Genomic DNA, 18,538 nt, shown 5'->3' with positions numbered 1-18,538 from the left:
GCGCGGCTTTGTCTGTCAAGGTCGGGCGAACACCGGCATCTCGGGTGTTCAGGGAGGGCGACATGTCCGGCGAACGGTTGCGCAACTTTATCGGTGGGGAGTACACCCCCGCCAAGGACGGGCGGACGCTGGAGGTGGTCGATCCCAGCACCGGCCAGGTCTACGGGGAGGCGCCCCTGTCGGGCGCGGAGGACGTCGACGCGGCGTTCCGGGCGGCGTCCGGCGCGTTCCCCGGCTGGCGCGACGCGACCCCCAAGGACCGGAGCCTCGCGTTGCTGCGGTTCGCGGACGCCGTGGAGGCGCGCGCCGGGGAGCTCGTGGACGCCGAGTGCCGCGACACCGGCAAGCCCGTCCAGCTCACCATGGACGAGGAGGTCCCGCCCATGGTGGACAACCTCCGGTTCTTCGCGGGGGCGTCGCGGGTCCTGGAGGGCAAGGCGACCGCCGAGTACATGGCGGACCACACGTCCTCGGTCCGGCGGGAGCCGATCGGGGTGGTCGCGCAGGTCACGCCGTGGAACTACCCGATGATGATGGCGGTCTGGAAGATCGGGCCGGCGCTCGCGGCGGGCAACACGGTGGTGCTGAAGCCGTCGGAGACGACGCCGGCGAGCACGCTGCTGCTGGCGGAGATCGCCGCGGAGTTCCTGCCGCCGGGCGTCCTCAACGTGCTGTGCGGTGACCGCGCCACGGGACGGGCGCTGGTGGAGCACCCGACGCCGCAGATGGTCGCGATCACGGGGTCGGTCCGGGCGGGCATGGAGGTCGCCGCGTCCGCGGCCCGCGACCTCAAGCGCGTGCACCTGGAGCTGGGCGGCAAGGCGCCGGTCGTCGTGTTCGACGACGCGGACGTGGAGGCCGCGGCCGCGGGCATCGCGGGCGCGGGGTATTTCAACGCGGGCCAGGACTGCACCGCCGCCACCCGGGTCCTGGTGGCGGAGCGACTGCACGACGACTTCGTGGAGGCGCTCACGGAGGCCGCCGAGAACACGGTGGTGGGGCCGCCCGCCGACGCGGACGCCGACTACGGCCCGGTCAACAACGCCGCCCAGCTGGAGCGCGTCCAGGGGTTCATCGACCGCGCGCCCGACCATGCCGAGATCCTGACGGGCGGGCGGCGGGTCGGCGATCGCGGGTACTTCTTCGCGCCGACCGTCGTGGGCGGCCTCCGCCAGGACGACGAGCTGATCCAGGACGAGGTGTTCGGCCCCGTCATCACCGTGCAGCGGTTCGCGGACGAGGAGCAGGCGGTCCGCTGGGCGAACGACGTCCGGTACGGGCTGTCGGCCAGCGTGTGGACGCGGGACCACGGCCGCGCCATGCGGATGACGAAGGCGCTCGACTTCGGCGCGGTGTGGGTGAACACCCACATCCCGTTCGTGTCGGAGATGCCGCACGGCGGCTTCAAGCACTCCGGCTACGGCAAGGACCTGTCGATGTACGGCATCGAGGACTACACGCGTGTCAAGCACGTCATGCACTACATCGGTGCCTGACCGGCAAGGCGAAGGAACCCCGTCATGACCGAGACCCAGTCCGCGCCGGTGCGCGAGGCCCCGGAGCGCGCCGTCGCCGCGATCGAACTGTCCGGTGTGGAGAAGTCGTACGTGTCCCATGGGGAGACGGTCGCGGCGGTCCGCGGAGTGGACCTGCGGATAGCGGAGGGGGAGTTCTTCTCCCTGCTCGGCCCGTCCGGATGCGGCAAGACCACGACGATGCGGATGATCGCCGGGTTCGAGGATCCGACGGCCGGCGCGGTGTACCTGCACGGGAGCGACGTCACGGGCGTCCCGGCGAACAAGCGCGACGTCAACATGGTGTTCCAGTCGTACGCGCTGTTCCCGCACATGAACGTCTTCGAGAACGTCGCGTTCGGCCTGCGCCGCAAGGGCGTGCCCAAGGACGAGATCAGATCCCGGGTCGGCGCGATGCTCGGCGTCGTCGACCTGGCGGGGCGGGAGAAGCGCCGGCCGGCGGAGCTGTCGGGGGGGCAGCAGCAGCGGGTCGCCTTGGCGCGCGCCCTGGTCAACCGGCCGCGCGCCCTCCTGCTGGACGAGCCGCTGGGCGCGCTGGACCTGAAGCTCCGCCAGCTCATGCAGGTGGAGCTGAAACGGATCCAGCGGGAGGTCGGCATCACGTTCGTGTACGTGACGCACGACCAGAGCGAGGCGCTCACCATGTCGGACCGCATCGCCGTCATGAACGACGGGGTGATCGAGCAGCTCGGCACGCCCCGGGAGATCTACGAGCGGCCCGCGACCCGCTTCGTCGCCGGGTTCATCGGGACGTCGAACCTGCTGGGCGGCGAGGTCGCCGGGGCGGGGGAGCGCGCGGTGCTGGCGGGCGGCCCGGACGAGCGGATCGAGGTGCCGCTGCGCGACGGCGCCGCGGTCGCCGTCGGCGAGCGGCTGGAGCTGACCGTCCGGCCCGAGAAGATCGGAATCGGGCTCGACAGGCCGGACGAGGGACTGTGCCGCGTCCGGGGGACGGTGACCGAGGTCGTGTACCTCGGCACCTCCACCAACTACAACGTCACGACGGCCGCCGGGGCGGACGTCGTCGTCTTCCTCCAGAACGCGACGTCCGCGGACGACATCGCCGTACGCGGCGACGACGTCTGGCTGTCGTGGGACCCCCGTCACTCGTACGCCATCCACCCGGACGCATAGGAGCACCCAGTGAGCGAGAACGACCCCGCGTTCGTGCGCGGACTCACCCGGCCGCGGGCAGGCCGGCGCGACTTCCTGAGGCTGATGGGCGCGGCCGGCGCGGGCCTCGCGCTGTCGGCGTGCGGTGTGGAGGGCCAGGGCGGCAAGTCGAAGGTCAGCCGGAACGACGTTCGGGAGTACTGGGCCGGGAAGGCGCGCAACGGGAAGCTGAACTGGGCGAACTGGCCCGGGTACATGCAGGACGACCACGCGACGATCAAGGCGTTCGAGAAGGAGACCGGCATCAGGGTGACCTACAAGGAGGTCATCCAGGAGACCGGTCCGTGGTTCGGCAAGATCCAGGCGCCGCTTGCGGCGGGCCAGTCGATCGGGTTCGACCTGATGGTCATCACGAACGGCATCCAGCTGGAGAAGTGCCGGCAGCTCGGCTACCTCGCGCCGCTCGACCACGGCAGGCTGAAGAACTTCGCGGCGCACGCGGGGGCGGGGTTCAAGAACCCGTCGTACGACCCCGGCAACACGTTCATGCTGCCGTACATGTCGGGCATCACCGGCATCGCGTACAACACCAATTACGTCAAGGACGAGATCACCAGCATTGCCCAGCTCTTCGACCCGAAGTACAAGGGCCGGATCGGGATGATGGGCGACTCGCAGGAGCTCGGCAACTTCGGGATGCTCGCCCTCGGCGTCGACCCCGAGAAGTCGACGCCCGCCGACTGGGAGAAGGCCGCCGCGAAGCTCCGCGAGCAGCGCGAGGCGAAGCTCATCCGCAAGTACTACAACCAGGACTACGTGGACGCGGTCAGCAAGGGCGACGTCTGGATCACGATGGCGTGGTCCGGGGACGTCTACAGCCTGACCAGCCCGGACGTGAAGTTCGTCATCCCGGAGGAGGGCGGCACCCTCTGGACGGACAACATGTGCATCCCGAAGACCGCCGAGAACCCGGTCGACGCCCTCACCCTCATGGACTGGCTGTACCTGCCGGCCAACAACGCGCCGCTCACCGAGTACATCAACTACATCACGCCCGTCCCGGCGACCAAGGCGATCGTCGCGGCGGACGCGGCGAAGGCGAAGGGCGACGAGAAGGAGGAGCTGACCCGGCTCAGCACGAGCCCGCTCGTCTACCCGTCCGAGGCCGACATGGCGCGGCTGAAGCACTTCCGCCGCCTCACGCAGGCGGAGGAGACGCAGTACCAGAAGATCTTCGAGCCCATCGCGAAGGGCTCGTGATGGCCGCGAAGAGCGGCCGGCTCGCGCCGTACCTGATGATCCTGCCCAGCGGCCTGTGGCTGCTCGCGTTCTTCGCGATCCCGCTGGTGCTGATGGTGTCGCTGTCGCTCCAGACCGGGAACCTCGTGGACGGGTTCCAGCAGACCTTCCACTGGCGCAACTACGTCGACGGCCTCGACACCTACGGCGACAAGTTCGTCCGGTCCCTCTGGTACGGGCTCCTGGCGACGGGCGCCTGCATCGCGCTCGCCTACCCGGCCGCGTACTGGATCGCGTTCCACGGCGGCCGGCACAAGTCGACGTACCTGTTCCTCCTGCTCCTGCCGTACTTCGTGTCGTTCGTGCTCAGGACGGTCTCCTGGAAGCTCGTCCTGACCGACAACGGGCCGATCCTCGGGCCGCTGCGCGACCACGGCATCGTCCCCGACGACTTCCACATCCTGGACACGGCGACGGCGGTGGTGTCGGGGCTCACGTACAACTTCCTGCCGTTCATGGTGCTGCCGATCTACGTGGCGCTCGAACGGGTCGACCACCGGGTCGTGGAGGCGGCCTACGACCTGTACGCGAGCCGGCTGCACGCGTTCACCAAGGTGATCCTGCCGCTCTCGCTGCCCGGCGTGTTCGCCGGCGTGATCATGACGTTCGTGCCGATCTCGGCGGACTACGTGAACGCGGAGGTCCTCGGCGGCCCCCAGAACACCATGATCGGCAATGTGATCCAGTCCGAGTACTTCGGCAACAGCGCCTACCCGGTCGCGTCCGCTCTGTCGTTCACGCTGATGGCGATCCTGCTGATCGGCATCTTCGTCTACGCCCGGACGCTCGGCACGAAGGACGTCCTGGAGGCGGCGGGACGATGACCACCCTGACCAAGCCCGAGACCGCGGCGCCGAGGGCGCCGAAGCGGCGGCGCCGGATCTCCGGCCTGCGGCTCTACACCCTGGTCCTGATCGGATGGCTGATCCTGCCCATCGCGATCATGATCTTGTTCGGGTTCAACGACACCCACGGTAAGCAGAACTTCCGGTGGGAGGGGTTCACGCTCAGGTGGTACGTCCATCTGTTCGACAAGAGCGACCTCACCACCGCCGTCGTCAACTCGCTGACGATCGCCCTGCTGAGCACCCTGATCACCACTGTCCTCGGGACGTTCGCGGGCCTCGCCCTCGGCCGCTACCGGTTCCGCGGGAGGGGGGCGACGAACATCGTCCTGTTCATGGCGATCTCCTGCCCGGAGATCGTGATGGGGGCGTCGCTGCTGTCGATGTTCGTCACGTTCAACCTGCCGCGCGGCTACCTGACGATCCTCGTGGCGCACGTGATGTTCTCGATCGCGTTCGTGGCGGTGACCGTCCGCGCCCGGGTCGTGGGGCTCGACCCCTCGATCGAGGAGGCCGCGCAGGACCTGGGAGCCGGGCCGTGGGCGCGCTTCCGGCTCGTCACGCTGCCGACCATCATGCCGGGGGTGGTGTCCGGCGCGCTGCTGGCGTTCGTGCTGTCGATCGACGACTTCGTCATCTCGAACTTCACCAGCGGCGCCACCGTGACCTTCCCCCTGTGGATCTACGGCTCGACCCGTACCGGTACGCCCCCGCAGGTCAACGTGATGGGCACGCTGATCTTCGCGGTCGGCGTCGTGATCGCGATCATTTCGGCGCGGCGGAACGCCCGCGCCGTCCGATGAGGTGACTCGGCCCGTGGACGTGCGAGACTCGCTGGCGGACGCCGAACCCGCCCCCTTCTGGCTCCAGGATCCGGCCCGGCCCGAGGCGCGGCCCGCCCTGACGGGGACGCGCACGTGCGACCTCGCCGTGGTGGGCGGCGGGTACAGCGGGCTTTGGACGGCCCTGCTCGCCAAGGAGCGCGACCCCTCCCTCGACGTGGTGGTGCTGGAGGCCGGGCGTGCGGGCGCCGCGGCGTCCGGCCGCAACGGGGGGTTCTGCTCCGCCAGCCTCACCCACGGCCTGAGCAACGGCGCCGGCCGCTGGCCGGACGAGCTGCCGGTCCTGGAGCGCCTCGGCCGCGAGAACCTGCGCGACATCGGCGGCACCCTCGTCCGGTACGGCATCGACGCGGAGTGGGAGACCACCGGAGAGCTCGCCGTCGCGACGGAGGAGTGGCAGGCGGAGGGCCTCGCGGAGGAGGCCGCGCGGGCGCGCGACCTGGGGGCCGGTCCCGTTCTCCTCGACCGGGACGCGGTGCGCGCCGAGATCACCTCGCCCACCTACCTCGCCGGCCTCTGGGACCGGGAGGGCGTCGCGATGGTCCATCCCGCCAAGCTGGCGTGGGGCCTGGCGGACGCGTGCCGGTCGCTCGGCGTCCGGATCCACGAGAACACCCGCGTCGACCGGCTGCGCCCGGAGGGGGCGGGGCTCCGCCTCGACACCCCGTACGGGACGCTCACCGCGGGACGCGTCGCACTCGGGATTGGAGCGTTCCCGCAATTGCTCCGGCGGCTCAAGCACTACATCGTGCCCGTCTACGACTACGCCCTCGTGACCGAGCCGCTGACCCCGGAGCAGAAGGACGCCCTCGGCTGGCGCAACCGCCAGGGCGTGGGCGACAGCGCCAACCAGTTCCACTACTACCGGCTCACCGCCGACGACCGCATCCTGTGGGGCGGCTACGACGCCATCTACCACTACGGCAACGCCAACCGCGTCGAACTGGAGAACCGCCCCGCCACGTTCGAGACCCTCGCCCGGCACTTCTTCACCACGTTCCCCCAGCTGGAGGGCGTCCGCTTCACCAACGCCTGGGGCGGGGTCATCGACACGTGCTCGCGCTTCTGCGCCTTCTACGGGACGGCCTACGACGGCCGCCTGTCCTACGCGGCCGGCTACACCGGCCTGGGCGTCGGGGCGACCCGCTTCGGCGCCGACGTCATGCTCGACCTGCTGCGCGTCGGCCTCGCCCCCGGCGAGCGCACGGAGCGGACCCGCCTCGCCATGGTGCGCTCCAAGCCCGTCCCGTTCCCGCCCGAACCGCTCCGCTTCGGCGTGATCGAGCTGACCCGCCGGGAGATCGCCCGCGCCGACCGCAACGCCGGCCGCCGCGGCCTCTGGCTCCGCGCCCTGGACCGCATGGGCCTGGGCTTCGACTCCTGACCGGGCCCCGGCCGGCGCCGTCAGTCGGGGGACTCGTCCGTGGAACCGAAGATCACGGAGGAGACCTCGAAGTACAGCTGCTCCGGATACGGCATGTGGCGGACGTTGCGGAGCGCCTGCTTCTGCCCGGCCGACTCCAGGATGAACTCGCCGTACCCCAGCATCCGGCCGCCGAGCGAGCGCTCCAGCGCGATATCGGTGACCTTCGCCACCGGCATCATCGCGACGTTCCGGTTGAGCACGCCGGTGACCAGCATCACCCGGTGCTCGGTGACCAGGAAGAACTCCACCGACCAGGCGAACACCTTCCAGACGAGCCAGCCGACCGCGAGCAGCCACAGCCACCACAGCCACAGCGCGCCGACGGTGGCGGCGGCCGCGCCGCACGCGATCATCCCGCCGACGACCAGCGCGATCGGCGGCAGCAGCACCGCCGGATGGCGGCGGACGCCGATGACCCGCTCCTCGTAGGACATCAGGTACCGGCGGGACGTTCGCGACCCGCTGTCGCGGTACACCATCATGTCCTGAAGATTCACGGGGGTTTCCTCTTCATGATCCGGTTCGTTCCACCGTAGCCGACCGGCGCGCGGCGCCGCATCGCCCGGGTGGTGAGGGTGGCGCACCCCTTGAACGGGGGCCCTGTGGCGGCCGATGATGGTGGGCATGGACGGCGCGCGGGGGCGGTTCGACCCGGATGTCACGGGACGGCCGATCTGGCGGCTCCTGCTCCGCGGCCTCTCGGTGTACCTGCCCGGCTGGGCGGCGCCCGAGACGGCGGTCGGCGTGCCGGGCGACGCGGCGGCCGGGTTCGGCCCGCCCGCGTACGTGACCGGCGACGCCGGGTTCGGGGTGCAGGTGCCCGCCCGGCGCCGGGGCCTGGAGCCCGACCGTGAGATCTACGTGCGGGGCCGCGAGAACCCGAGCTTCGGGATCGTCGTGGCGGGCCCGTCCGCGGCCGTCGGCACGCGCGTCGTGGACGCGGCGGCGCTGCTGCGGTTCGCGCGCCGGCTGACGTTCGAGGAGCTGTTCGACGCGCACGACCCCGACTCCGTCCCGTACGCGGTACGGGGGGCACGGGCCGTGGAGAGCGTCGTGTTCCTCGACCGGGCGGCGGGGATCGGGCTGTGCGCGGAGGTGGAGCCGGCGACGCGGGCGGCGCGCTGCCCGCTGTACGTGCGGCTCGGCGACCCGGGGCGGCGGACCGTCCGCGTGTACGGCACGGGTCCGCCCGCGCCGGTCAGGGCGTCCCCGCCCAGGCCGTGAGGTCCCACAGCTGGTGGGACGGGAGCCGCCGCAGCCGGACGGTCGCGGCGGCCGGGTCCCAGAACACCTCGTCGCTCTCCAGCTCCAGCGACTGCCCGGCGGTCAGCACGGCGCACAGCAGCTCGTCCCGGGTCCGGACGGCCATGAGCGGGCCGATCTGCGCGACCGCGCCGGAGCTCTCGTGCAGGACGCGCAGCAGCGCCTTGAGCGCCGCCTCGTCCTCCGGCGGGCGGACCGGTTCGACGCCGGACGGGAGGCCGGGCTCGATCCTGGCGAGGCCGCGCGCGCCCGCGCCGTTCGGGCGCAGGTCGGCACCGGTGGAGATGAGCAGGGCGCTGAACGCGCCGGCGAGGTCCTCGGCGTCCTGCCCGCCGAGGAAGTAGCGGCGCCGCTCGGCGCCCTCCGGGCCGTCCGCTCCCTCGGCGGTCCGGAACCGCACGTGCAGGCGGTTCGCGCGGACGCACCGCTCGTACATCTCGGTGAGGATGTCCTCGAGCTGATCGTCGCGCGTCCAGAGCCGCCCGGTCGCGGTGACGGACGTGGCGTCGCCCGCCGGCCGGGCGGTGAGCGCGGCGGTGACGGTGTCGCCGAGCTCGCCCTCGGTGTACTGGAGGAGCTCGGCGACGACGTCCTCGACGTCCTCGAGGGTGCGGGTGAGGGTGCGCTGGAGGTCGAGGATCTCCGCGCCGCCGCGCTCCAGGTCGGCGAGGCGGTCGAGCGCGGTGTCGACCTTGCCCTCGATCGAGGCGGCGCCGGTGGCGGTCACGGTCCGCACGGAGGTCTCGACGTCGGTCAGCTTGCGGCGCAGCGCGGCGAGCGTGACGCGCTGCTGCTCCAGGTCGCGGAGCCGGCCCGACTGGGTGCGGAGGAACTCGTCGGCGCGGTGGACGAGGCCGGCGAGGTCCTCGACCTGGTCGACGGTCGAGCGCAGCCGGGTGTCGAGGGCGGGCAGCACGTCCCGCTTGACCCGCGACAGCTCGGCGGTGAGCTGCTCGCCGACCGTGACCAGCACGTTGTTCTGCTTGGTGACCTGCTCGTTCAGTTCCCGGATACGGCGTTCGAAGGCGGCCGCCTGCCGCCCGGACTGGCGGCCGGCGTACAGCTCGAGGACCCCGACCACGACGCACATCACCACCAGGATGACCGTGATCATGGCACTCCTCGGGTGGCCGATTTCTCCCGTAACGGGATTTGTTCGCGACCATAACTTACGATCATGTGGGCCGACCGGGACTTACGTAACCGACTGATCTCGGTGACCGCCCGGCCCGACGCCGCTCACTTCGACCATCGGTACTCGGCCAGCCGCGGCCGCACCCCGAGCAGGAGCAGCAGCGCGATGCCCGCGCCCGCGGCCGGTAGCACCGCGTACCAGCCGCCCGTCCCGTCGTCGCCCTTGCGCACGGCCGTGTCGAAAGCGGTCCGGTGCGTCCCGATCAGCTCCTGCAGGGAACGGTCGAACTGGGCGAACTCCGCGGCGCCCGCGCGCGCGCCGACCGCCCGGCCGCGCTGCCCTCCGTAGACCAGGTCCCGCATCGCGCGGTCGCTGCGCTGGAACCCCTTGTACTCCTCCAGCACCCGCCGCAGCGCGGCGACCTGACGCGGCTCGGTGGAGCGGGACGCCTCGTCGCCGAGGAACCCGAGGAACGACGCGCGCCCCGGCTCGAAGGTCAGGTCCCCCTCCACCTGCCGGTGGTACTTCCCGAGGTTCCCCGCCGGCAGGTACAGGACGGTCTGCGACTTGCTGAGGAACACCTGCTCGTACGCGTCGGCGCGGCCCGGGTCGAGGAGGAACCGGGTCTCGTCGGCGTTCGCGCTGTTGCTGATCGCGCGGGCGCGGGCGAGGGCCAGGATCGAGTCGAAGCCCTCCTGCTTGGCGTCGCGCAGGTGCGCGGCCTGCGCCGACAGCATCATCGTTCCCGCCGTCACCAGCACCAGGGTGCCGAGCGTCGCGAGCGCCAGCGCCGGGTTCAGCAGCCGCCGGAACCGCGCCGCCAGGTACAGCTGGAGCCCGGCGAGGACGGCGAGCAGCAGCAGACCGGTGACGAGGAGGAGCGTCCGCCCGGTGAGCACGGCGGAGCGCTTTTCCTCATAGGTGTGCCGGACGAGCGTGCCGTTGTCGAGCGTCAGGTTGTACGCCTTGGGCAGCAGGTCCAGCTTCATGAGGTCGGTCGCCTCGCGGTACACGTCCAGGACCTTCCGCGCCGGCGGGCCGGCGGCGTGCGGGTTCTGCTCGTCGAGCAGGAGCGCCTGCCCGGCGAGCCGCTCGTACCGGCCGAAGGCGTCCAGAAGGTCCCGGGCGGTGTTGTCCTCGGTGGACTCGTCGGCGAGCTTCGCGGACGCGAGCAGCGCGGCGCCCGCCTTCTCCCGGTTCTGCTCGTAGCGGGCGAGGGCCGCCCGCCGGTCGGCGCCGAGCAGCGCGTTGGCGAGCTGCGCGTCCATGTCGGTGAGCTGGAAGTACAGGTCGCCGGTCGCCACGACCTGCGGGCCCGCGTCGTGCCCGATCACCCGGATGCCCTCGCGGGCGTCCGTGACCGCCGTCCAGGCGACGGCGAGGAGCGCGACGAGCAGCGCGGCGGCGAGCGCCGTGAGGACGCGGACGCGGGCCGCGACCGTCCGGGGCAGCGCCCGGCGGATCCCGGTGGGCGGGGGCGCGGCGGGGGCGTGCCGTGCGCGTGCCGGGGACCGGGACGGCCGCGCGGCGGGCGGTGCCGCCGGGGGCGCCGTCTGGGGTGCCTGCTGGACGGCGGTCATGTCGCCTCGCCTCGGGTGAGCGTGATGGTGGTCCAGGCCCCGACGTGGATGCGGTCTCCGTCGGAGACCGGGATCTCCACGTTCAGGGGGATGGGCTCGGTGGACCCGTTGAGGCAGGTCCGGTTCGTGGATCCCGGATCCACGAGCGTCCAGCCGCCGTCGGGCTTGGCGAGCAGGACCGCGTGGACGTGCGAGACACCCGGGTCCTCCGGGGGTTCGCGGAGGTCGATCTCGGGCGGGGTGGGCTGGGACGAGCTGCGGCGCCCGATCCGGGCCTGCGACCCGGTGAGGGGGATCCGCCGCTCCGGCGCGTACGGGGGGAACGCCAGGGAGGCGGAGTCGGGTCCTCCGGCCTCCATGACGGTGTCGTAGTAGTCGCGGTCGGCGGTGACCACGGCCGTCCAGACGCCGCCCTCGACGGGGGGCACGGCCGGGGGCGGGGTCGGGGGCACCGGCGGCGGGACGGAGAGCGGCGGGACGGAGAGCGGCGGCGGAGCCGCCGCCTCGAGCGGCGTCGGCCGCCCGCCGCCCGTCGCGAAGTCGTAGCCGCACTCCTCGCAGAACCGGCCGACGGCGGGCGTCCCGCAGTCCGGGCAGGGCGTGGCGCCGGCGGGACGCGACGGCGGCCGCGGCGTGCCCGGGGGACCCGCCGTCCCCCCGCCGGAGGCCGGGGCGGACGAGCCCATGCGCTCGCCGCAGACGTCGCAGTAGTCCGTCGCCTGCGTGCCGTGGCCGTTGGGGCAGGTGGCCATGCTCAGCCCTGCCCGCGCCGGGAGTTGACGGTCTCGTCCTTGCGCGTCCGGACGGTCTTGCTCGACCGGGTGTCGAGCTCCATCTCGGCGGCCTTGCTGATGTCGCGCTTGAGCCGGACGGTGCCGGTCACGGGGTCGATGACGTCCACGACCTTCCGCAGCATCGCCGTCATCGCGTCGTTCCCCGCTTCCCCGGCGAGGACGACGGCCCGGCCCAGCCGCGCCGTCGCCGTCTCGAGGTCGCCGTCCCGGTACGCCTGCAGCCCCTCCTGGGCGGCGGCGGCGAGTTCGACCTGGCCGGTGTAGTGCGCGACCCGCGCGTTGATCTTCGTGGATGCGGCCTCGTCGTCGGTCCACTGGGCCAGGACGTTCCCGGACGCGAGGACCTGCGGCTCCTCGCCCGCCTCGCCCGGCACGACCACCTTCACCCACGCCGCGCGCAGCTCCCTGCCGATCTCTCCCGGGGGCACCTCCACGCAGATGTGGTAGTCGCGGACCTCCGAGCCCCACGCGCCGAGCGGGTAGTCGCCCGCCTGCGGAGCCGAGTCCGTCCGCCGCCCGGTGAGGTCCTCGACGGTCGGCATGACCTGCTTGACGAACTTGATCCGGGCGGTCTGCGGTGTCCACACGCGCAGCGCGACGTCCGCGACGGCCTTGCCCATCGCCGCCTCCGTCATCGCCTGGAAGTCGGCGACGAGCCCGGCCGGGTCGGCGACGATGTCCACGGTGCCGAGCAGCGCGGACGCGACCTTCCGCAGCTCGGCGACCTCCCAGTCGGTGCCGACGCCGCGGCAGTCGCACACGAACCGGCCCCCGCAGCGGAACAGGACGGCGTCGAGCTCCTCCGCCGACTCGTGCTGGTTCTTGCCGTCGGTCAGGAGGATCGCGTGCCGGATGCCGTCGCGGTCGCCGAAGAGCTCGTCGGCGAGCCGCAGCCACGACCCGATCGCGGTGCCGCCGGACGCCGTCAGCCGGCCCAGCGCCCGCTTGGCCTCCCGCCGCGTCCGGTCGTCGGCGGCGACGAGCCCCGGCTGCGCGGGGTACACCATGGTCGCCCAGTTCGACCCGGACACCACGGCGAACTCGACCCCGTCGCGGAGCGTGTCGATCGCGGTCTGCGCCGCCTCGATCGCCGCGCGGAGCTTGGTCTCCGGGTACGACATCGACCCGGACGTGTCGATGATGATCACTTCGCCGGCGCGGGTCCGGTCGACCCGGACCGGCTGGGAGCCGCGCGTGTCGGTGGCCTCCACCGACACGATGGCGTGCACCTCGCGCCCGCCCTCGGGGAGGAACTTGTTCTGGTCGACGCTGATCGAGAAGTGCGGGTGGCTCATCGTGGCTGCTCCGTGCTCGGGGTCGGGAGGGGGATCACGGCGACCGTGATGTTGTCGCGGCCGCCCGCGTCCAGCGCGTGCCGCACCAGGGTCCGCGCGGTGCCGAGGGCGTCGGCGGAGCCGTCCACCAGCGCCGCCAGCGCGGCCGGGGCGGGGAAGTAGTTCCACAGGCCGTCGCTGCACACCAGCAGCGTTCCGGGGCCGGACGGCCGGTACGTGCGCACGTGCGGGTGCACCTCCCCGGCGTCGGCTCCCAGCCAGGCCGTGATGACGTGCGCGTTGGGATGCGCCTCCGCCTCGGCCTCCGTCAGCGCGCCCTCCGCCACCATGAACGCGGCCCACGAGTCGTCCTCGGTGAGCTGCGCCGACCCGGTCAGCTCCGCCAGATCGGCCGTGTCGGCCTCGACCCCGGCGTCCGCCGCGTCCTCGGGCGGCTCCTGCGCCGCGATCCAGTAGACGCGGCTGTCGCCGATCCAGCCGACCGTGACGGCGCCTCCGTGCACGACCGCCGAGACGTACGTGCAGGACGGAGCCTCCCCGGGCGACCCGGCCAGGGCGGCGACGGCGGCCGCCGCCTTCAGCGCGGCGAGGCGGGTCGCCTCCTGCGGGTCCGTGCCCGCGTCGAGCCGGGCCGCCAGCTCGGCGGCGCCGGTGTCGGCCGCCGCGCGCGACGCCTCCTCCGGGCGCTGGGACGAGCCGACCCCGTCCGACACCACGGCCGCGACCCCGGTGGCGTGCCCGGTCAGCGCCAGGGCGTCCTCGTTGCGGGCGTACCGCCTGCCGCGGTCGCTCACGCCCGCCGCGCCCGCCGGGACGGTGATCTCGACGTGGTCGCGCTCGGCGGGCTGCCGCATCCCGCACGCCCCGCAGTAGCCCTCCGCGTCGATCGTCCGGGAGGCGCAGTGCGCGCAGGCGCGCGCCGGGTCCGCGCCGCCCCGGTACTGCTTCGTCGTGGCGCCCTCGCGCCGCGCCGGGCCCGGCCCGCCCGCCGGCGCGGCGGCGCCCTCCCGCAGGCGCCGCCCGCAGTTCTCGCAGAAGTCCTCGCTCGGGAACACGATCTCGCCGCAGCCGGCGCAGGACAGCTCCGCGGTCTTCGTCGCGGCGGGGTCGGTTCCGGTCGGTTCGTCGGTCACAGGAGCGTCCTCGGGCGTACGGTGTTGGCGGCGTCGATGAGCATCCGGGCCTCGTCCCGGTCGCGGGTGTGGCGGGCGAGCTCCCGGTACGTGTGTTCGAGGCGGTGGCGCAGCGGCGCCTCCGCGAGCGGCGTGCCGAGCACGGCCCCGCCCTGCGCGCCCCGCTGGGCCGGAAGCCAGTCGAGCGACGCCTCCAGGACCTCGGCGACGAGGCGCTCGCGGCGCTCCCCGTCCAGTCCGAGCCCGTCGAGCCGGTCCGCCGCGCCGATCAGCTCGGCTGCCGTCGGCTCGCCCGGCGGACGGCCCCGCACCGCCGTCGCGACCGCCGCGACCTGGGCGGGCAGCCACCGGATCGACGTCCGCGGAACCGAGTCGAGGACCGCCACCGCGCCGGGCCGGTCGCCCGCGGCGAGCCGCACCCGCGCGAGGCCGAACGCCGCGTTGATGTAGGTCTGGTCGGTGCGCCAGACCCGCTCGTACAGCTCCGCCGCGCCCTGCGGCGCGTTCCGCTCCCGGCAGTAGGCGAGCGCCAGCTTCGGCGCCGTCTCGCCCGGCAGCAGCGAGTAGAGCAGGTCGAACCGGGGCTGCGCCTCGGTGAAGCGGCCCTCCGCGAGCAGCGCGACGGCCCGGTACCACTCGATCCGCCAGTCGTCCGGACGGTCCGCGGCGAGTTCGTCCAGCAGCCGCCCCGCCGCGGCGTGGCCGGCCCGCTCGATCTCCGCGCGCGCGAGGGTCAGCCGCACCTCCGGCGTCCGCTCGGGGGCGTTGCCGAGCGCCGCGGCGAGCTGGTCGGGCTCCAGCGAGGTCAGCCCGGACAGGAACTGCGCCGCGGGGTCGGCGCCGTCCACGAGCGGGACCGGCAGCGCCGCCGCCGCGGCCGCCGGCGGGACCGGGGGCAGCGGCGCGTCCACGGGCGCGCCCTCGCCCGTGCCGTGCGCGGTGTCGTACTCCGTGCCGGGCGTGAAGCGCTCCGGCCCGAACAGCGCCGATGGCGCGGGGCGCGGCTGGCCGTCCTCCGCCGCCAGGACCTCGCGCAGGACGCCGGTCAGCTGCTCCGCCATCTCCGCCGCGCTCTGGAACCGCCGCGCCGCATCCCGGTGCGTCGCCCGGCGCAGCAGCCGGTCGAACGACTCGAACCGCTGCAGCAGCGGTACCTCCGCGCGCGGCGGGAGGCTCTCCGCGTACGTCGTCGTGTAGCCCCGGAACGGGAAGCTCAGCACGGCCAGCGCCCGCCCGACCGTGTAGAGGTCGGACGACACCGACGGGCCCGTGTCGGCGATCTCGGGGGCCTGGTAGCCGACCGTTCCGTAGATCGCGCCGTCCGGATCGTCCAGCCGCCGCACGCCGCCGAGGTCGATCAGCCGCAGCTGCTCCTCCGACTGGATCACGTTGTCCGGCTTGAAGTCGCAGTACACCAGGCCCTGCGCGTGCAGGTAGCCGAGCGCCTGCAGCACCTCCAGCGCGTACGCGATCGCCTGCGCGAGCGGCAGCGAGTCGGCGCCGAGGTCCTGCCGCCGCTGGACCAGGATGTCCTTCAGCGACCGGCCGCCGACGTACTCCATGACGATGTAGCCGTCGCCGCCGTGCTGGACGAAGTTGTAGATCTTGACGATGTTGGGGTGCTCGACCTCGGCGAGGAACGCCCGCTCGGCCGCCGCGGCTGCCATCGCGTCGGCGTCGCCGCTGTCCAGCAGGCCCTTCAGCACGACCCACCGGTCGCTGACGTTGCGGTCCTTCGCGAGGTAGATCCAGCCGAGGCCGCCGTGCGCCAGGCAGCCGAGCACGTCGTACTGGCCGCCGACCCGGTCCCCGGGGTTCAGCTTCGGGGTGAAGGAGAACCTGGTGCGGCACTTCGGGCAGAAGCCCTCCGTCCGCCCGGGACGGTCGCCCCGCCCGCGCCCGACGGGCTCGCCGCAGCCGCTGCAGTACCGCTTGGCCTCCGCGACCTGGGGGTCGCTCATCACCGCCGTCGACGGATCCCGGTACGGGACGGGCGGGACCTCCACGAGCCCCGCGCCGAGCCCGCCCCGCCGCCCCGAGGAGCGCGCGGAACCCGTCCGCGTGCTGCCCGTCCGGCCGCTGCCCGAGGGAACGCTTCCCGAGGGAACGCTTCCCGAGGAGACGCCTCCGGACGGGGCCGGCGTGCTCGCCGGGGGAGTGCCCGTGGAGGGGGGAGACCCGCAGACGTCGCAGTAGCCGTCCTGGATCGTCCCGCCGCACCCGGACCGGCCGCAGGCATCGGCCGAGGCGGGCGCCGCGCTCGGCGCGCTCGAAGTGGCCGCCATGCCGCATATGACGCAGTATCCGCCGTCCAGGTTTCCGCCGCAGCCCGGCGCCGTGCACGCACTCAACGTCCCGCTCCCTTCGCCTTGGCGTTGACGGCCTGCTGATAGCCCGCCAGCGCCACCGTCGCCCGCCGCAGGTCGCACGGCGACGTCCACAGCAGCGCGCGCGCCTCCTCGTACAATCCGCCGAGCTCGGCGTCCTCGGCGTGGCCGAGTCTGGCCGCCTTGACCCGGTAGGCGTCCAGCCGCCCGCGGAGCTCCTCGCGCCGCTCCAGCAGCCCGCGGCTCAGTTCCGCGGACGACCGCGCCTCGGCCAGCGCCCGGTGCGCGGCCTCCTCCAGGCCGGCGACGCGTCCGGCGAGACCGTGCCAGCCCCCCGCCGCGCCCGGCCGGTGCAGCGCGGCGAGCCGGTCGGCCAGCGCCGCCGCGAGGTCGGCCGGCGGCGGCACCGTCCCGGCGATCTTCGCGAGCACGTCCGCGCGGACGCGGCGCGCCTCCGCCTCCGCCGCCCGCACCCGCGCCACCACGTCCGCGATGCCGCGGACGCGGTCGGCGAACCCGGCGCGCAGCCGGTCGGCCTCCGCCAGCGCGCGCCGCGCCTCCACCAGCCCCGCGTGCAGGGCGTCCAGGCCCGACGTGTCGGCCCGGTCGTCGCGCGCCAGCGCCATCGGATCGCTGCGGACGGTCTCGGCGGCCCCGGTGAGCTCCGCCGACAGCCGCTCCAGGACGGGGTCCGGGCCGCCGAGCGACGCCCGCAGCTCCTCCGCCGCCCGCCGCTGCGCCTCCACCTCCGCGAGCCGCGCGAGCAGCGCCGACCACACCGCGTCGACGCGCGCGACCGTCCGCGCGACCTCCTCGTACAGCGGGGTCATGCGCGCCACGACCGCGGCGAGCGTCAGCCGCTCGCCGGAGGGGGACGCGAGCAGCGTCCGGCGCTCCAGCGGAACCTCTTGCGCGGCGAGCTCCACCGACGGGCCCGTGAGCAGCCGCGTCAGCTCCGCCAGCTGCGCCTGCCCCGGCCGCGCGTGCCGCGCCCGCAGCTCCTCCGCCGCGCCGAGCGTCCGCGTGTAGCGGTCGAACAGGTCCCACAGCGTCGCCGTCCGCGCCCCGACCGCCGCCTGGACTCGCCGCGTCTCACCCTCCACCTTCGCGCCCTTGAGCAGCTGGAAGCCGTGGTGGCCCTCCAGTTCGAGCAGCGCCGCGGCGACGCGCTCGCGCTCGTCTTTCAGGCGCGCCAGGGCGCGGTCCGCCTCGTCGCGGTTCAACGGAGGGCGGCCCGTGCGCGCGTCGTTCAAGGTCGGTCCGCCGATCGGCACATGTTCGCCCCTGGTTCCCCCGTTTTAGAGCGGTTTCGGAGATCAGTGTTCACCATGCGCGGCGGGCTTCTCAAGGCAGCCGGATCCGGCGCCGCCCGAGCCGCGAAAATGTCGGTGGTCGAACATATAATCGAACCATGGCGAACGTTGCGACGCACACCAGCACCGGCCTCTCCGCCGCGGAGATCGCCGCACTCGCGCTCTCGCTCGCGCACCTCGGCGCCGGTCCGCAGGCCGCGACCGCGCGCCGCGCCCTGCGCGGACTCCTCGACCCCGCCGGCGACCCCGTCGGGGCCTTCCCGGCGGACCCCGTCACCACCACCCTCGCCACCCTCACCGTCCCCCTCGACGGCCCCACCGCCGACCGCGCCCGCGTGGTCGCCGCCGCCATCACCGAGCACCGCGTCGTCCGCCTCTGCTACGGCGACGCCGCCGCCAACGTCACGATCCGCGAGGTCGAGCCCGTCACCTGCCTCGTCCACCGCGACCACTGGTACCTGGTCGGCTGGTGCCGGATGCGCCGCGGCGTCCGCGCCTTCCGCTTCGACCGCATCCTCGCCGTCGAGTCGACCGGCCTCCCGTCCCGCCCCCGCCGCGCCGACCGCTACCTCCCGTTCCAGCCCCGCAAGACGGCCGCCTGACCACCAGCGCCGCGGCCCCCGCCCGGGGGCCGCGGC

Annotated in this window: 17 protein-coding genes; 9 read left to right on the top strand and 8 right to left on the bottom strand. The window is 73.5% G+C overall.

Annotated elements, in window-relative coordinates; all coding sequences use genetic code 11:
• Positions 1–62: 62 nt before the first annotated feature.
• Genes IE99_RS0104995 through IE99_RS0104970 form a run of 6 tightly spaced genes read left to right on the top strand, consistent with a single transcriptional unit; the run spans position 63 to position 7,018 of the window.
• On the top strand, positions 63–1,496 hold the full coding sequence (locus tag IE99_RS0104995; protein WP_030164267.1) for a gamma-aminobutyraldehyde dehydrogenase: 1,434 nt from the start codon (positions 63–65) through the stop codon (positions 1,494–1,496).
• Positions 1,497–1,520: 24 nt separating this feature from the next.
• Entirely contained in the window at positions 1,521–2,669 is a 1,149-nt protein-coding gene (locus tag IE99_RS0104990) for an ABC transporter ATP-binding protein (RefSeq protein WP_030164265.1), read from the top strand.
• Between the two features lie 9 nt (positions 2,670–2,678).
• Entirely contained in the window at positions 2,679–3,908 is a 1,230-nt protein-coding gene (locus IE99_RS0104985) for a polyamine ABC transporter substrate-binding protein (protein WP_030164263.1), read from the top strand.
• Complete coding sequence (locus IE99_RS0104980) at positions 3,908–4,771, top strand: ABC transporter permease (protein ID WP_030164260.1); 864 nt, start codon at positions 3,908–3,910, stop codon at positions 4,769–4,771. Before IE99_RS0104985 ends, IE99_RS0104980 begins: the two co-directional genes overlap by 1 nt.
• Positions 4,768–5,595: an ABC transporter permease gene (locus tag IE99_RS0104975; RefSeq protein ID WP_037558753.1), complete on the top strand. Its 828-nt coding sequence runs from the start codon at positions 4,768–4,770 to the stop codon at positions 5,593–5,595. The genes IE99_RS0104980 and IE99_RS0104975 overlap by 4 nt, the downstream gene beginning before the upstream one ends.
• A 13-nt stretch (positions 5,596–5,608) precedes the next feature.
• Complete coding sequence (locus IE99_RS0104970; protein WP_030164255.1) at positions 5,609–7,018, top strand: NAD(P)/FAD-dependent oxidoreductase; 1,410 nt, start codon at positions 5,609–5,611, stop codon at positions 7,016–7,018.
• Between the two features lie 20 nt (positions 7,019–7,038).
• Here IE99_RS0104970 and IE99_RS0104965 read toward each other — a convergent pair whose 3' ends face one another.
• A complete protein-coding gene (locus tag IE99_RS0104965) occupies positions 7,039–7,542 on the bottom strand; it encodes a PH domain-containing protein (RefSeq protein WP_051712054.1) in 504 nt (167 codons plus the stop codon).
• A gap of 142 nt (positions 7,543–7,684) precedes the next feature.
• On the opposite strand from IE99_RS0104965, the gene IE99_RS0104960 reads away from it, so the two are divergent.
• Positions 7,685–8,284, top strand: coding sequence for a hypothetical protein (locus tag IE99_RS0104960; RefSeq protein WP_245623066.1), 600 nt, complete (start codon positions 7,685–7,687; stop codon positions 8,282–8,284).
• On the opposite strand, the gene IE99_RS0104955 is transcribed toward IE99_RS0104960, so the two are convergent.
• The 6 genes from IE99_RS0104955 to IE99_RS0104930 all read right to left on the bottom strand — a co-directional run bounded on the left by IE99_RS0104955 (position 8,259) and on the right by IE99_RS0104930 (position 16,266).
• Positions 8,259–9,437, bottom strand: coding sequence for a hypothetical protein (locus IE99_RS0104955; protein ID WP_030164245.1), 1,179 nt, complete (start codon positions 9,435–9,437; stop codon positions 8,259–8,261). The genes IE99_RS0104960 and IE99_RS0104955 overlap by 26 nt on opposite strands.
• Before the next feature lie 125 nt (positions 9,438–9,562).
• Entirely contained in the window at positions 9,563–11,038 is a 1,476-nt protein-coding gene (locus IE99_RS0104950) for a hypothetical protein (protein WP_030164243.1), read from the bottom strand.
• On the bottom strand, positions 11,035–11,790 hold the full coding sequence (locus IE99_RS0104945) for an FHA domain-containing protein (protein WP_030164240.1): 756 nt from the start codon (positions 11,788–11,790) through the stop codon (positions 11,035–11,037). Before IE99_RS0104945 ends, IE99_RS0104950 begins: the two co-directional genes overlap by 4 nt.
• 2 nt (positions 11,791–11,792) lie before the next feature.
• The gene (locus IE99_RS0104940; protein ID WP_037558752.1) at positions 11,793–13,127 is read right to left on the bottom strand and encodes a VWA domain-containing protein; all 1,335 of its coding nucleotides are present in this window, start codon (positions 13,125–13,127) and stop codon (positions 11,793–11,795) included.
• Positions 13,124–14,260: a PP2C family protein-serine/threonine phosphatase gene (locus IE99_RS0104935; RefSeq protein WP_030164234.1), complete on the bottom strand. Its 1,137-nt coding sequence runs from the start codon at positions 14,258–14,260 to the stop codon at positions 13,124–13,126. The genes IE99_RS0104940 and IE99_RS0104935 overlap by 4 nt, the downstream gene beginning before the upstream one ends.
• Positions 14,257–16,266, bottom strand: a complete 2,010-nt coding sequence (locus tag IE99_RS0104930) for a serine/threonine-protein kinase (RefSeq protein WP_030164232.1) — start codon at positions 16,264–16,266, stop codon at positions 14,257–14,259. The genes IE99_RS0104935 and IE99_RS0104930 overlap by 4 nt, the downstream gene beginning before the upstream one ends.
• Between IE99_RS0104930 and IE99_RS32945 the strand changes: the two genes are divergently transcribed.
• Positions 16,193–16,456 carry a hypothetical protein gene (locus tag IE99_RS32945; RefSeq protein WP_245623087.1) on the top strand — a complete coding sequence of 88 codons (264 nt, stop codon included), beginning with the start codon at positions 16,193–16,195 and terminating at the stop codon, positions 16,454–16,456. The genes IE99_RS0104930 and IE99_RS32945 overlap by 74 nt on opposite strands.
• A gap of 151 nt (positions 16,457–16,607) precedes the next feature.
• On the opposite strand, the gene IE99_RS0104920 is transcribed toward IE99_RS32945, so the two are convergent.
• Entirely contained in the window at positions 16,608–17,840 is a 1,233-nt protein-coding gene (locus IE99_RS0104920) for a hypothetical protein (RefSeq protein WP_030164230.1), read from the bottom strand.
• A 158-nt stretch (positions 17,841–17,998) separates the two neighbouring features.
• On the opposite strand from IE99_RS0104920, the gene IE99_RS0104915 reads away from it, so the two are divergent.
• On the top strand, positions 17,999–18,502 hold the full coding sequence (locus IE99_RS0104915) for a helix-turn-helix transcriptional regulator (protein WP_030164228.1): 504 nt from the start codon (positions 17,999–18,001) through the stop codon (positions 18,500–18,502).
• Positions 18,503–18,538: the final 36 nt, after the last annotated feature.

The organism is Spirillospora albida (assembly GCF_000718255.1).
GTDB lineage: Bacteria > Actinomycetota > Actinomycetes > Streptosporangiales > Streptosporangiaceae > Spirillospora > Spirillospora albida.
Note: the sequence above shows the minus strand (reverse complement) of the source record. Positions and strands in the feature narration are given on the sequence as shown.